This is a genomic window from Exiguobacterium sp. N5, assembly GCF_025842465.1.
In the GTDB taxonomy this organism is placed as follows: Bacteria; Bacillota; Bacilli; order Exiguobacteriales; family Exiguobacteriaceae; genus Exiguobacterium; species Exiguobacterium profundum.
In genome coordinates this window covers 1,714,590-1,727,298 of record NZ_JAPAEP010000001.1, presented here as the reverse complement: position 1 = coordinate 1,727,298, position 12,709 = coordinate 1,714,590, and the positions used below count along the sequence as shown (strand labels likewise).

The window sequence follows — 12,709 nt, the reverse complement described above, 5'->3', positions numbered from 1 at the left end:
AAGGGTGATTCTTGATGGAAACGATGAACGGGACGGCCCGCATCCGTGGTGCCTATTCGACACTGAGTAAAAAAGAACAACGCATTGCCGACTACATTTTAAAGCAACCAGAACAAATCATTCATCATACCATCAATCAGGTGGCAGATGACCTCGATGTTGCGGAATCCACTGTATTCCGTTTTTGTCAGCGTGTCGGATTTAAAGGCTATCAGGCGTTAAAAATTGCACTCGCCTCAGATGTCGTCGCGCCGCTTCAAGATATTCATGAAGATATTACCGAGACGGATACGGCACTCGAAATCGCAGAGAAAATTTTTTCGACGAACGGGAAGACGATTGAATCGACCCGTCAGATTTTAGATGGTGCCTCTCTTGAGAAAACGGTGGAGTTGTTTCTTGGGGCGCGCCGCATCGAATTTTTCGGGAGCGGCGGGTCGGCCGTCGTCGCACTCGATGCGTACCATAAGTTTGTGCGGAGCGGTCTACAGGTGAGCGCGATGCTCGAGTCACATATGCAGCTCATGTCAGCCTCACAGCTGACGGCAGAAGACGTCGCCGTCGTCATCTCGCATTCCGGTGCTTCGAAAGAGACGCTCGATATCGCGAAACTGTTAAAAGAGAAAGGTGTCCCGACAATCGCCATCACGAACTATGCGAAGTCACCTCTTTCGAAGATTGCGGACGTGTCTCTGTTTACGGTGTCTCAAGAAACGGCATTTCGCTCAGAGGCACTCGCTTCCCGCATTGCGGAACTCAGTCTGATTGACGCCTTGTTTACAGCCGTCATGATTCGGCGAGGGGACGCGGCCCGGGCATCGCTTCAACAGATGCGCGAGGCGATTGCCAATCGACGTGTATAACTTCAAAAATCTCCCCTCTCTTAGAGAAGGGAGATTTTTTTATTTATTAACGATTGACGGTCTCACCACGGCGGGCGGCACTTGATCCGGCAATTCCAGCGATTGATGTCAAGATGAGCGCGACAAAGCTCCAAATCGAAGCTTTCGAAGCCGCTTCGGTTTCCAATAACTCTGTATTTTGTGCGACTGCGTCCGCAATCGCTTCCTCGTCGACGGATTGCTTGATCGTTTCCACGCGCTCTGTCAATTGATCGCTCAAATCGGTTGTAATTTGGTCATTTTTTTGCATGGTCAAATTTTTTACAGGTTAAGATGTTTCAAGTTCAGATGAGCGGGAATCACTACGACTACCGATTGGTATTGCGATTCTGAATCAAGGGTTCGCAACATGAATGATGTGAATGAAAAAGGAGATTGTTGAGATGAATGGATTAAATCGAGCCCTCTTGGTCTTAACGGGCATCGTCGGGTTGCTAAGTGTAGGTATTCTATTGCTTGGCGTCTACGATGTCCCACAACTCACCCAATATACAGATCAATGGCAAACACAAGACTGGTATATCTATACGATTTTAACGATTGGGATATTCCTGGCTGTGATCTTCCTCATCATGCTGATGACGGGACTGGTCGCAAGGCCGAAACCAAAGCGTTATACGATTCAGACCGGTGAAGGTCGAATCACTGTCTCAAAAGAGACGATTGAAAAAACGGTATACGAGTCATTGAAACAATTTCAAGGACTGCGTACACCGAACGTAAACGTCGACATCGACTCAAAGCGAGAACGCGTCCGCGTCTTTATCGACTGCGCCGTGTTCAATCGCGAAGGGTTACCGACTCTCGGTAAAGACATTCAGACGCATGTGAAAGAGCGGATTGAATCGTTGATGGAAGTGCCGGTAGCAGATGTGACATTGAATATTCACGATACGAAGTTCAAGACGTCTGAGCGCGTCATATAAGGAGGTGCTGTGATGGATACAAAAACACAACTAAAACCTTATCGCTTTCGACTCGTCGGGGCATTGATCGGTCTCATCATCGCGGTACTGTTCCTGACGCTCGGATTTGGGCCGACACTTCTCATTGTGACGCTCACATTGATCGGTTTCCTGATCGGGAAATGGCGTGACGGTGCACTGCGTGTCGAGGAATGGATCACATTCTTCATACGGGATTGACCCTCGTGATCAATCGGTAACACAAACTAGTGAACAAAAAAGGAGAGCATGAATTATGGCAAACGAAAATGTGAATGTAACGACAAATGAAACGAACGAACAACAGGCACGACAAAACAAATTGACGTTCGAGGAACAAGTCATCAAAAAAATCGCAGGTCTCGCGACGAGTGAAGTCCAAGGAATCTTGTCGATGAGCGGTGGCTTTATGAGCGGATTGACGGATCGCTTCCGCAGCACAGAAGACATCACGAAAGGAATCGGCGCTGAAGTCGGAGAGAAGCAAGTCGCGCTCGATTTGCGTGTCATCGTCGAATACGGAAAAAACATCCCGTCCGTCTTCAATGAGACCGTCACAAAAATCAAGAAGGCGATGAACGATATGACTGGTCTTGAAGTTGTCGAGGTGAATATGCACGTCGAGGACGTCATGACACGTGAGGAATTCGAAGCGAAGAGCAAATCGAACGACGCTGAAGCGGAGCCGTCACGCGACCTTGTATAACCGAAACGCTGACCTGGACCTCTCAAAAGGTCCAGGTTTTGTTTGAGTAGAAAAGGGTTAGTTCCTGGAGAATCGTGGAATTACTAAAGATAGACGGAAGCCCTAGAGATGAGAGGAAAACGCCATGCACAACATTGAATTTTTTTCACCGAAGCATTATGAGACGTTTAAGCAACTTGCGAGACACTTAGAAGACCCGGGCAGCGTCGACCGAAAATATTTCGCCGCCCTGTACGTCATCGCCGGGAATGATTGCGTCCGTGACATGTTGCTTCCTTATATTGACCTACAAACAGGGGTGATTCGAACAGCTCAAATTATCGACGAGAACACATTCACGAAAGAGACGCTCGTCCTCGTCAAATTGGTTATCCATTTATATAACTCGAAAGAATGGGTGCTTCCGACCGAGTTGATCGCCTTGCCGGAAGAGGACTATAAACTGGCGATGCAAGGCATTACGTTATGTAGAAATGAGCAATTTGATGAGATTACAATCCCGAGCGACTGATGACACCCTGTTTTGTTGGAAACAGGGTGTTTTTTGTCGAGCTATAGAGGAGGTAAATGCGTGTCACTCACTACATCGATGTTAACCATTGTACTGATTCTCATGTTGCTCATTATGATTACGCCACCGCTCTTGATTTTTTATCTGTGGCGGCGTGACCGGAACCAGCGCGAACATTCCGTCCTTCGTAATTTCCCGATTCTCGGAAAGTTGCGCTATATATTTGAGAAGATGGGACCTGAACTTCGGCAATACTTGTTCTTGAACGACAATGAGGCGAAGCCGTTCTCGCGGAACGAGTACGAGGCGGCCGTCATTGCCGGGAAATATAAGTCGCGCATCATCGGATTCGGTTCGGAGCGAGACTTTGAGGCAGGCGGATTTTATCTTCAGAATGCCCTCTACCCGACGAACCGGAACGAGCTACGCATCGACAATTCAACCAAGGTATCGACGTGGGTGTATGAACTCGATGAAGACAATCTCTTTACCCGAAAAGAGCATCTCGTCGAACGAGACATCTCCCCGTACTTATTAACAGAAGAAGATATCATCATCATCGGGAAAGAGACGTGTCGGGAACCGTTCTACGTTCGAGGGCTTGTCGGTCAGTCGGCTATGAGTTTCGGATCGCTTGGAGACAGGGCCATCACAGCCCTCTCGATTGGGCTCGGGCGTGCGGGTGGTACGTGGATGAACACGGGGGAGGGCGGATTGTCCGATTATCATTTAAAAGGTAACGTCGATATCATCTGTCAGATTGGGCCGGCGCTCTTCGGTGTAAGGGATGAAGACGGTAGGTTTTCAGTCGAGGCATTCAAACAAAAGAGTGATCTTCCGCAAGTGAAAGCGTTCGAACTGAAACTTGCCCAAGGCGCGAAGACACGTGGTGGACATATCGACGGATCGAAAGTGACCGAGGAGATTGCCAGAATCCGTCATGTACGAGTCGGGGAAACCATTGACAGCCCGAACCGCTTCTCTGAATTTCACACCCATGTGGAATTGTTGGCATTTGTTGAGAGGTTACGTGAAATCGGTGGGAAGCCGGTCGGCATCAAACTTGTAGTTGGGAAGTTGCAAGACATCGACTCGCTCGTCCGAGAGATGGCGAGATCTCAAATTGTACCTGACTTCATCACCATCGACGGGAGTGAAGGGGGTACGGGTGCGACGTATCAAGAGCTTGCGGATACAGTCGGTTTACCGCTGAAGGCGGCGCTCCCTTACGTGCATCACCTTCTCATCGAGCACGGTTTGCGAGACCGAGTCAAACTGTTCGCCTCTGGGAAACTCATCACGGCGGATAAGATAGCCATCGCACTCGCGCTCGGCGCAGACCTCGTCAATATCGCTCGCGGACTTATGTTCAATGTCGGGTGCATCCAGGCACAGGTTTGCCATACGAATCGCTGTCCGGTCGGTGTCGCGACGACTGACCCGAAACTGCAGCGTGCCCTCGTTGTCGATGAGAAAAGTTTTCGGGTGACGAACTACATCATCTCGCTCCGGGAAGGGCTGTACAATATGACGGCTGCGGCAGGCGTTCAATCGCCGACGGAACTGTCACTAGATCATGTGGTGTATCAAGAACCGGATGGCCGTGTTCGGACAGGCTATGATTTATCTCACTAGAATGAAGTGAATCTATCAAAACATCCCACGAATCTGCCGATAAAGAAGGCATACACGTGGGATGTTTTTTTAGCATTTCCATTGTAGAAACTACCAGATGCTTGTACAATCATGTAAATGAAAGTCAGAATTTATTATAATCTAACGAAGCGTTTGAATGGAAATGGATGAACCCATTTTTTTCAGCATACGCCGCGCTCTTTGGACGTTGTTTCGAAGACACGGTCAACGCTTTGATCCCGTAACGTGTATCAAGGTCACGCAACTCTTGGATGCGGTCTTTTGACCATTGATCTTTTGCTACGGTCGTGTAGTTGAAGCTTTCCCACATCACGCCATCCACATATGGATACGTATACGTCTTCAATGTCGCAAATCCCCAGTTTTGAATGAGAGAAAGGGAAGGGTGATTGGATTTGATCGTCTTCATGAACTGACTCATCCCGTCACGTTGCGCTTTTAAAATGGTCGGTTGTTCCGAGTGCTCGTTATCGATGTTGCCGACGGTATCTAAGAACGCACCATCCAATTCTTTGGCGACGATTTGTTTCTCCACTTCACGCGTCAACAACTCACGATAGTGAGTTGACGTCATATCGACTAAATAAGAATCCCATTCCGCATAATGAACACGTTGTCCGTTGCGGTGGAAGAAGTCCGACTCGTTCATCTGACTGATGAAATCGACGTTCCAATTGTCGGCTTCCATCGTGTTGATGTAGCCGTACACTTTTGTCCCATATTTCTGTAATTCTTTGATTTGCGCTGCAGTATAATAAACAGGCTCGATGATGACAAGGTCATACTGTTGCATCTTTTTAATTTTGGTCTTTGTCGGCATATCGTAATAAATCTTGTACGATTCGACGTTTGCGAGCGGATTGCTCGCTTTAGCGACCGCTTGTTGCGGCGTCAAAAACGCCAATCCAACGAGAAATGCACAACAGATGGTCACGATTCGTTTGGCTGAGAAAATACCCATAAAAAAACCCTCCTGATAGTTATCAGAGAGCGGCTGCGGCTTTTGCAGACTGGCGATCGGTATCTAAAAAGATCGACGACCCATGTCTTTGCGCCCTTACTTTTCAGTAAGTTTGCCCGTCTCGATATGAAATTTTTGTCGACAATCCATTGAAAGTCCTACTACTAAAATACCACGTAAAGGAATGAGTGACACTATGATTTATACCCAACACCGCACATCCATCAAATGGATTGAAATGATTGTGACTATTTTACTTATCGGCATTTTGGACTATACATTTAGTCTTTCTTTGTCAGATTGGGCGATTGACCCGTTAATTTTTTATATCCTCCTGTTTTCTTTACGATATGGCTTGCTCGGTGCCTTCGTCAGTTTCGCGTTGACGAGTCTCTACCATTTCTCATTCCTCTTGATGGAAGGCTCAGACTTGCTCTTATTCCTTTACGATACGAATGAACTGGCTTGGATTTTGCTACACTTCTTCGTCGCGCTTAGTGCGGGTGTCTTCAGTACTTCTTATCGGGAGCGTTACCAGTCGCTCCACATTCGTCAAGAAGAAGTGATTGATGAGAACGAACAACTGAAACAGACGATACAACAACTACAAGAGTCGCAAGGGGAGATGCGGAAGCGGGTGCTCGACTCGACTTATACGCTCTCAAAAATTTATGAGATTGGACTACAACTTGATCAGGATGCGACCGCTTTAGTACGTGATCATTTAATTGGAACGTTCACGCGTGTCTTCCGTGCTCGTCAACTCGCTTTATATCATGTGGATGCATCGCGGCGCACACTCCGTCTTCATGTCCGTTCCGGAGAGGTAGAACGTTTGCCCCAGACGCTCTTCATCGATTCGGAGGAGGGAATTTTCGCACGGATGTTCCAATCGAAAAAGCCGACGCTTCGTTTAGCGGATGAGCTAGATGGACCGCTTCTCGTTGCACCGATTTGTTATGAAGGAACGGTGAAGGAAGTCTTGGTCGTCCATGAAATCGATATCTTACGCTTACGTAGTCATGAGATGAACATGATGAAACTCGTCTTGGATTGGACGGGAACGCGCATTGAAAAGGCCGATGCCCTCGAATGGATGCTCGTCAGCGACCAACTCGTCGACGGGACGCACATGTTTCGTATGGAAGCATTCGAACAAAAAGTGGCCCAACAAGTACTTCGTCATGAGCAATATGGTCAACCGTATAGTACGGTCACATTGCCTGTAGAGGGTGTGGACTTGTCATTGATTGAAATGGAATTGATTTTGAGACAGTCGATGCGTGAAATTGACGTTATCGGATATGACGAAGACGATCGCATCCTTCATTTTCTCCTCCCAGGTACACCGGTTGAATCAGCCGAACGATTCAAGGAACGGATTGAGCATGTCTTCTATGTGAAAGGTGGGAAACGCCTATGACCGGTTGGATGATTCTTCTTTTCTTCCTTCTGCATGCGACGGTCCTTTTCGTCTTGTATCGACTGATTGTACGACCGAAAGTCGATGCGACGGAAAAGGGAGTCTGGCTCTCGATATTTCTCGTCAGTGCCGTCATCCCGATTGTCGGAGAACTGTTTGGTTTGATTGGATATGTGATTGCCCGACGCTTCGCCTCACCGAAGACGCTTCTCGACTACGATGAGTACATCAACTTTGAGACGGTCAACTTAGAACGCTTGCAGCAACAGGCGAAAGAAGATTTAGATCTCGTCCCATTGACGGAAGCCTTACAGATGGACGGGAACAAGCGGAAACAATCGATCACACAACTCATGTCGACACCGCTCATGAATACAGAAGAATATTTACACTTAGGTCTCGAACACGAGGATACGGAAACGGTCCACTATGCAGCGACCGTCCGAAACACACTGTTCGACCGATACGATTTGATGTTAAAACAGCGAATCGCACAAGTGAATCCGGAGCGACCGGAGACGATTTATCCGGTAATTGAAACCGGGATTTCGTTCTTAGATAGCGGTCTCTTGGATCATGATATGCAAATGCGCATCCAGCAACGGATATTATTTCACCTCGATCAATTGAGTGAGTACGACGAAACAGACGAAACGTACTTACGCACGAAAGCCCGCCTCTCGTTCCGCTCGGGTGACTTGGAAACGGGAGAACGATTGGCTGAGGCGCTCACCCTTTATCATCCAAAAGTACCCGATGGATATGTCATGTTGATTGAACACCACATGACGAACGGCGATTGGACGTCCCTACGTCCGACCCTCGACCGCCTGCATCAACATCTCGATTTGCAAGACATTCCGGAGGACTATCGCTTTGTCATTCAACAGTTAGAAGGTGCCCATATATGAATAAATCGATTACGACGTATATCGCGTCTTTGTTCTCTTTACTCATCGCGATGATTGTCGTCGTCCAGTTTTTACGGCTTGACTATGGTCATCGGCTCATCCCAAAAGAAGCACATGAGCCGAAATCCTTTACGACACTCGCGGGTGAGGTGAGAGCGGTGGAGGGGGATCCGGTTCAAATCTACATCCATCAGAATGACGGCGATTTGTCGACAGCTGTTTTGAATAACTTTAAATATGCGCTCGACTATGCCAAGTTGCCTTATACCTCGATTGAAGCAGAGGCCATCGCATCGATTGAGCCTTCTCCACGACACGTTCTCGTCGTCAGCGGAGAAAATACGAAATCATGGCCGTACGAGGCAATTCGGTCCTTCGTTGAAAAAGGTGGACGGCTCTACGTTGCCGGACGATTCATCGATCAAGACTGGGCAGACCTGGTCGGCGTAAGCGATTTTGGGGACTTTAAAGATGGAGTCAACGGGTTGATTTTCGAACAAGAAATTTTCCCTGGGTATGTCGACTTGCCTCAAGACTCAGGGTTATTCGTCCACAGCATTGCTGACGTCAAACTGAAAGAAGAGGCGGACGTCCTCATTTCTGCCAAAAACGAACCAATATTATGGCAGTCTCCTTATGGGAAGGGCGAAGTGATGTTTTGGAATACGACGTCGTTGACGGATAAGAACTCACGCGGCTTGATGGTGCAGACGCTTTCGATGCTGTTCCCAGCGTTCGTCATGCCACAAGCTGGCATCAAGGTCGTTCACCTTGACGACTTCCCGGCACCGGTACCAAATTATTCGAATCCGGTCATCACGAAAGAATATGATTTGTCCATCAAAGAGTTCTTCTCAGAGATTTGGTGGAAAGACATGAAGCAAATCGGTGCTGACTACGACGTCACTTATTCTGGTTTCCTGATCGGCAGTTATAAAGCGACGAATGAAGAGACGACAGAACAGCTCATCGAAAAAATTCGGGCACCGATGCTCGAATATGGTCGCGGTTTACTCCAAACGAATGGGGAAGTCGGGCTACACGGGTTCAACCACCAGCCACTCGTCATGGGAGATGAAGTGATGGACCCGGAGCTTGGATATACAAAATGGGACAGTCAGGAAGATATGCGTTCCGCCATTGACCGTGTCGTTGAGGCGTTTGACTATTACTTGCCGAATGAGCGGATCCGCAGCTATGTGCCACCATCGAACATCATCGGTCAATCCGGACTTGAAGTGTTGAACGAGAAGTTTCCGAAAGGGCTGATTGTCGCAGGACTCTACAGCGGAGATGCGACAAAAGGAAGTTACATTCAAGAGTTCGGACCCGACCCGGTCTATCCGAACTTGTACGATTTCCCTCGCGTGTCGAGCGGATACAACGAGACACCGGATGACCTATTTGTTGTGATCGACGCTGTTGCCAACTTCGGGCTCGTTTCCCATTTCATTCACCCGGATGATGTGTTAGATGACTATCGCTCGAAAGGGAAAGGGTGGGAGATCATGAAAGAATCGTTTGGGGGTCTGTTCCAGACACTCTACTCCAAATATCCACATCTCGAGGGCTTGAGTCAGTATGATGCGTATCGGAAATACAAGCTTTATCAAGATGCGCAAATCGATGTGGCTTACACGAATGATGCCATCGATATCAATGCTCAACAACTACCTGTTCCGTCGACGTTACTCGTTCGTGTGCAACCCGGGAAACGTCTCGATACAGGGAGGTTCGATTTTGGTGAAGTCCAGCCGTTTGGTGAGAATGGTACATTGTATCAAGTTGAATTGAGAGAGACGTCCATTCGTCTCCCGATATTGGAGGATCGTCCATGAAAATAGGAATTGTTGTTGAAGGGAGTTATCCATATGTGAGCGGCGGCGTATCGAGCTGGGTTCATATGCTGATGGAACAGATGCCGATGCATGAGTTTGAGATTATCTCAATCATGCCGAATCCGAAGACAGAGGCAGATTATCGCTATACGTTACCGAAGAACGTCACAGGTGTCACCACGCTCGCCCTTAATCAACGGGCGACACGTAAACGTCGACCGGAAGCGTTATCGGAAGCGGAACGGGAGCGAATCAAGACGTGGATGACATTCGGTCAAGTCGATTCGTCCATCTATCCGATTCTTGAAAATCAAATCGGGACACCAGAACAATTCTTCTCGAGTCGTCTCTTCTATCAGCTCGTCACGGAGAGTTATCAAGAAGAAGGGCAGGCCGGTTCGTTCATCGATTACTTTTGGATGTGGCGCAGTATGTACGCGCCAGTCCTTGATTTGCTCCAAGCTGAATTACCGCAAGTTGACCTCGTGCACGCGGCCTCGACCGGATACGCGGGTCTGATTGCGAGTGCGATGAAAGAACGACAAAACATTCCGTTTCTTTTGACTGAACACGGCATCTATTCGCGTGAACGGGAAGAAGAACTGTTACAGGCATCTTGGATTCCGGCTGAGTTTCGCTCCCATTGGATTCAGTTCTTCCACCACATTTCCCGGGAAGCGTACCGAAAGGCAGATGACGTCATCACACTCTTTGAACGAAACGGCGAGTTGCAACGTCAGCTCGGGGCACCTGTTGAGAAATTGAGCATCATTCCGAACGGGATTGACGTGACGGGCTTGTCTGCTCTCGGGCATGTGCCGGGAGTGGATAAACTACGAATCGGTGCCATCGTTCGCGTTGTTCCAATCAAAGATATTAAAACCATGATTTATGCGGCGAAACTGTTACAAGACATGCTCGTCCCGTTCGAACTGACCATTATGGGACCACTTGATGAGGATAAGCAGTATGCGGCGGAGTGCGAGATGCTCATTCGGCAACTCGAGCTCGAACAGTCCGTCTTGATGGTCGGAAAAGTCGATATTCGACAACATCTTCCCGAATTCGATGTGTGTCTATTGACGAGTATCTCCGAGGGACAACCGCTTGCTGTACTAGAAGGTATGGCCGCCGGTGTCCCGTGGATTGTGACGGACGTCGGGGCCTGTGCGGAACTCGTGAACGGGCGACCGGATGAACCGTTCGGTCCGGCCGGATTTGTCGTTCCGCCGGTCAATCCACGGCGAATCGCAGAGCGTTGCGTCTGGTTCCATCAAAATCGTGAAGATGCGCGCCGACTCGGACGAAACGGGCAACAGCGAGTCGAGACGTACTATCGCACCGATCAGTTTATCGATGCATATCTACACTTATATGAAGAGAGGAGAGCGGTATATGGCGGGCATCGGGTTTAAGTTACAACAGTTGTTTCAAGAAGACTACTTCTCTTCACGAATCAAAGCATATGCATTTGCCGGGCTCGTCACATCAGGACCATGGCTGATCGTCATCGTCACGATTGCCCTCATGCAGTGGCTGACGAGCTATCTATCTATCGCCACACTCGAAGAACGCACGACGTTCAATTTGATCGTCTCTTACAGTTTTATTTTTTCGCAAGTCGTTCTCGGCGTGCAGCAGCTCGTCGTCACGAGGTACTTGGCGGATTGTTTTTATGAGAAACGATATGAAGACATCTTCCCGGCGTTCATCGGGATGATGAAGACGACGGTCGCCATCGCGTCGCTGTTGTTCGCTATCTTCCTTATGTTCTCTGAACTCCCTGCTTTATTGAACGCGTTGGCATTCGTCCTATTCATGACGGTCAACCTCATTTGGGTACATTTCTTGTTCCTCAGTGCGGCCAAGTTCTATCAGGCGGTAGCTTATAGCTTTGTGGCCGGTGGCATAGTCTCAGTCGCCGCGGTCCTCATCACGGACCAGTTCTTGATGCAATATTTGACGGAGTCCTACATGAAGAGCTTCGCGTTGACAGCGAGTATGACACTCGGTCTTGTCGTCACGTTGTTCGGCTTGTTCACATCGATGCTCCTTACGTTCCCAAACCGGAGTACGGTCGGTCAGTTCTCGTTCTATCGCTATTTTGACCGCTACCCGGCACTCTTTTGGACCAGTTTTCTCTATAACATCGGGATCTGGGTCGGCACATGGATCATCTGGTTCGCGGAAGGAGGGAGTGTCCACCTCGACACATTCCGCTATCATCCGATCTATGACACAGCTATCTTCCTCTCTTATTTGACGATCATTCCGACGATGACGATATTCGTTGTGTCGGTCGAGACGCGTTTTTATGAGCGGTATCGCGTGTTTTATGGATACGTGAACGAAGGTGGGACGTACCAACAGATTCAACGCTCGAAAGCGGCCATGCTCCTCGTCTTACGACAAGAGTTGCAACGACTGTTCCGAAATCAAGGGCTCGTGTCGCTTCTCTTTATTCTGTTCGCGGCCGTCTTGTTCCCGCTACTAGGTCTGTCACCTGAGATTCGGGATGTCTTTCAAATGACGACGATTGGTGCCTTTTCAAACGCCATGGTGCTCGTTCTCACGCTCGTCCTGCTCTATTTTGAAGATCATCGGGGAGCGGCGTATACATCGGCACTCTTCATCACGATGAATGCAGGGTTGACGTTCTTGCTATTACCACTTGGACCAGACAGTTACGGTCTTAGTTTTGCGATTGGTTGCACGATTGCGTTCGCGTTCTCACTCATTCGCTTGATTCGATATGTATCCGAGATTGATTATCACACGTTTAGCCGAAGCGAAACACCTCCGCGTACGGATACATTCCGTCGTGTCGGGGACTGGCTCAATGATCGCTCGGCTTAAC

The 12,709-nt window shown here is 48.6% G+C and carries 13 protein-coding genes and 1 riboswitch; of the genes, 11 read left to right on the top strand and 2 right to left on the bottom strand.

Annotation, left to right across the window (positions count from 1 at the left end; genetic code table 11):
* Positions 1-14: 14 nt before the first annotated feature.
* Positions 15-863, top strand: a complete 849-nt coding sequence (locus tag OKS35_RS08905) for a MurR/RpiR family transcriptional regulator (RefSeq protein ID WP_214690463.1) — start codon at positions 15-17, stop codon at positions 861-863.
* A gap of 46 nt (positions 864-909) precedes the next feature.
* Here OKS35_RS08905 and OKS35_RS08900 read toward each other — a convergent pair whose 3' ends face one another.
* Complete coding sequence (locus tag OKS35_RS08900) at positions 910-1,152, bottom strand: hypothetical protein (protein ID WP_214690464.1); 243 nt, start codon at positions 1,150-1,152, stop codon at positions 910-912.
* Between the two features lie 133 nt (positions 1,153-1,285).
* Between OKS35_RS08900 and amaP the strand changes: the two genes are divergently transcribed.
* The 5 genes from amaP to OKS35_RS08875 all read left to right on the top strand — a co-directional run bounded on the left by amaP (position 1,286) and on the right by OKS35_RS08875 (position 4,698).
* Positions 1,286-1,828, top strand: coding sequence for an alkaline shock response membrane anchor protein AmaP (amaP, locus tag OKS35_RS08895; RefSeq protein ID WP_214690465.1), 543 nt, complete (start codon positions 1,286-1,288; stop codon positions 1,826-1,828).
* 12 nt (positions 1,829-1,840) lie between these two features.
* Positions 1,841-2,047, top strand: a complete 207-nt coding sequence (locus OKS35_RS08890; RefSeq protein ID WP_214690466.1) for a DUF2273 domain-containing protein — start codon at positions 1,841-1,843, stop codon at positions 2,045-2,047.
* 55 nt (positions 2,048-2,102) lie between these two features.
* Positions 2,103-2,552, top strand: a complete 450-nt coding sequence (locus OKS35_RS08885) for an Asp23/Gls24 family envelope stress response protein (RefSeq protein WP_264092914.1) — start codon at positions 2,103-2,105, stop codon at positions 2,550-2,552.
* 124 nt (positions 2,553-2,676) lie between these two features.
* On the top strand, positions 2,677-3,063 hold the full coding sequence (locus OKS35_RS08880) for a DUF6075 family protein (RefSeq protein WP_214690468.1): 387 nt from the start codon (positions 2,677-2,679) through the stop codon (positions 3,061-3,063).
* A 78-nt stretch (positions 3,064-3,141) separates the two neighbouring features.
* Positions 3,142-4,698, top strand: coding sequence for an FMN-binding glutamate synthase family protein (locus OKS35_RS08875; RefSeq protein WP_264093070.1), 1,557 nt, complete (start codon positions 3,142-3,144; stop codon positions 4,696-4,698).
* A 124-nt stretch (positions 4,699-4,822) separates the two neighbouring features.
* On the opposite strand, the gene OKS35_RS08870 is transcribed toward OKS35_RS08875, so the two are convergent.
* Positions 4,823-5,680 carry an endo alpha-1,4 polygalactosaminidase gene (locus OKS35_RS08870; RefSeq protein WP_264092913.1) on the bottom strand — a complete coding sequence of 286 codons (858 nt, stop codon included), beginning with the start codon at positions 5,678-5,680 and terminating at the stop codon, positions 4,823-4,825.
* A 40-nt stretch (positions 5,681-5,720) separates the two neighbouring features.
* Positions 5,721-5,807: riboswitch (cyclic di-GMP riboswitch) on the bottom strand.
* A 69-nt stretch (positions 5,808-5,876) separates the two neighbouring features.
* Between OKS35_RS08870 and OKS35_RS08865 the strand changes: the two genes are divergently transcribed.
* The 5 genes from OKS35_RS08865 to pelG are packed head-to-tail and all read left to right on the top strand — an operon-like array spanning position 5,877 to position 12,708.
* Positions 5,877-7,103: a hypothetical protein gene (locus OKS35_RS08865; protein ID WP_074035855.1), complete on the top strand. Its 1,227-nt coding sequence runs from the start codon at positions 5,877-5,879 to the stop codon at positions 7,101-7,103.
* Positions 7,100-8,014: a hypothetical protein gene (locus tag OKS35_RS08860; protein WP_264092912.1), complete on the top strand. Its 915-nt coding sequence runs from the start codon at positions 7,100-7,102 to the stop codon at positions 8,012-8,014. Before OKS35_RS08865 ends, OKS35_RS08860 begins: the two co-directional genes overlap by 4 nt.
* Complete coding sequence (locus OKS35_RS08855) at positions 8,011-9,852, top strand: DUF2194 domain-containing protein (RefSeq protein ID WP_215243647.1); 1,842 nt, start codon at positions 8,011-8,013, stop codon at positions 9,850-9,852. The genes OKS35_RS08860 and OKS35_RS08855 overlap by 4 nt, the downstream gene beginning before the upstream one ends.
* Positions 9,849-11,267: a GT4 family glycosyltransferase PelF gene (pelF, locus tag OKS35_RS08850; protein ID WP_264092911.1), complete on the top strand. Its 1,419-nt coding sequence runs from the start codon at positions 9,849-9,851 to the stop codon at positions 11,265-11,267. The genes OKS35_RS08855 and pelF overlap by 4 nt, the downstream gene beginning before the upstream one ends.
* Positions 11,248-12,708 carry an exopolysaccharide Pel transporter PelG gene (pelG, locus tag OKS35_RS08845; RefSeq protein ID WP_159562910.1) on the top strand — a complete coding sequence of 487 codons (1,461 nt, stop codon included), beginning with the start codon at positions 11,248-11,250 and terminating at the stop codon, positions 12,706-12,708. Before pelF ends, pelG begins: the two co-directional genes overlap by 20 nt.
* The last annotated feature ends 1 nt before the right edge of the window (position 12,709 follow it).

Bases quoted from the DNA above. Each gene is read 5' to 3' on its own strand.
- OKS35_RS08905 (WP_214690463.1), top strand. From the start codon at position 15: ATGGAAACGATGAACGGGACGGCCCGCATCCGTGGTGCCTATTCGACA.
- OKS35_RS08875 (WP_264093070.1), top strand. From the start codon at position 3,142: ATGTTAACCATTGTACTGATTCTCATGTTGCTCATTATGATTACGCCA.
- OKS35_RS08865 (WP_074035855.1), top strand. From the start codon at position 5,877: ATGATTTATACCCAACACCGCACATCCATCAAATGGATTGAAATGATT.
- pelF (WP_264092911.1), top strand. From the start codon at position 9,849: ATGAAAATAGGAATTGTTGTTGAAGGGAGTTATCCATATGTGAGCGGC.
- OKS35_RS08890 (WP_214690466.1), top strand. From the start codon at position 1,841: ATGGATACAAAAACACAACTAAAACCTTATCGCTTTCGACTCGTCGGG.
- pelG (WP_159562910.1), top strand. From the start codon at position 11,248: ATGGCGGGCATCGGGTTTAAGTTACAACAGTTGTTTCAAGAAGACTAC.
- OKS35_RS08885 (WP_264092914.1), top strand. From the start codon at position 2,103: ATGGCAAACGAAAATGTGAATGTAACGACAAATGAAACGAACGAACAA.
- OKS35_RS08900 (WP_214690464.1), bottom strand. From the start codon at position 1,152: ATGCAAAAAAATGACCAAATTACAACCGATTTGAGCGATCAATTGACA.
- OKS35_RS08870 (WP_264092913.1), bottom strand. From the start codon at position 5,680: ATGGGTATTTTCTCAGCCAAACGAATCGTGACCATCTGTTGTGCATTT.
- OKS35_RS08880 (WP_214690468.1), top strand. From the start codon at position 2,677: ATGCACAACATTGAATTTTTTTCACCGAAGCATTATGAGACGTTTAAG.
- OKS35_RS08860 (WP_264092912.1), top strand. From the start codon at position 7,100: ATGACCGGTTGGATGATTCTTCTTTTCTTCCTTCTGCATGCGACGGTC.
- amaP (WP_214690465.1), top strand. From the start codon at position 1,286: ATGAATGGATTAAATCGAGCCCTCTTGGTCTTAACGGGCATCGTCGGG.
- OKS35_RS08855 (WP_215243647.1), top strand. From the start codon at position 8,011: ATGAATAAATCGATTACGACGTATATCGCGTCTTTGTTCTCTTTACTC.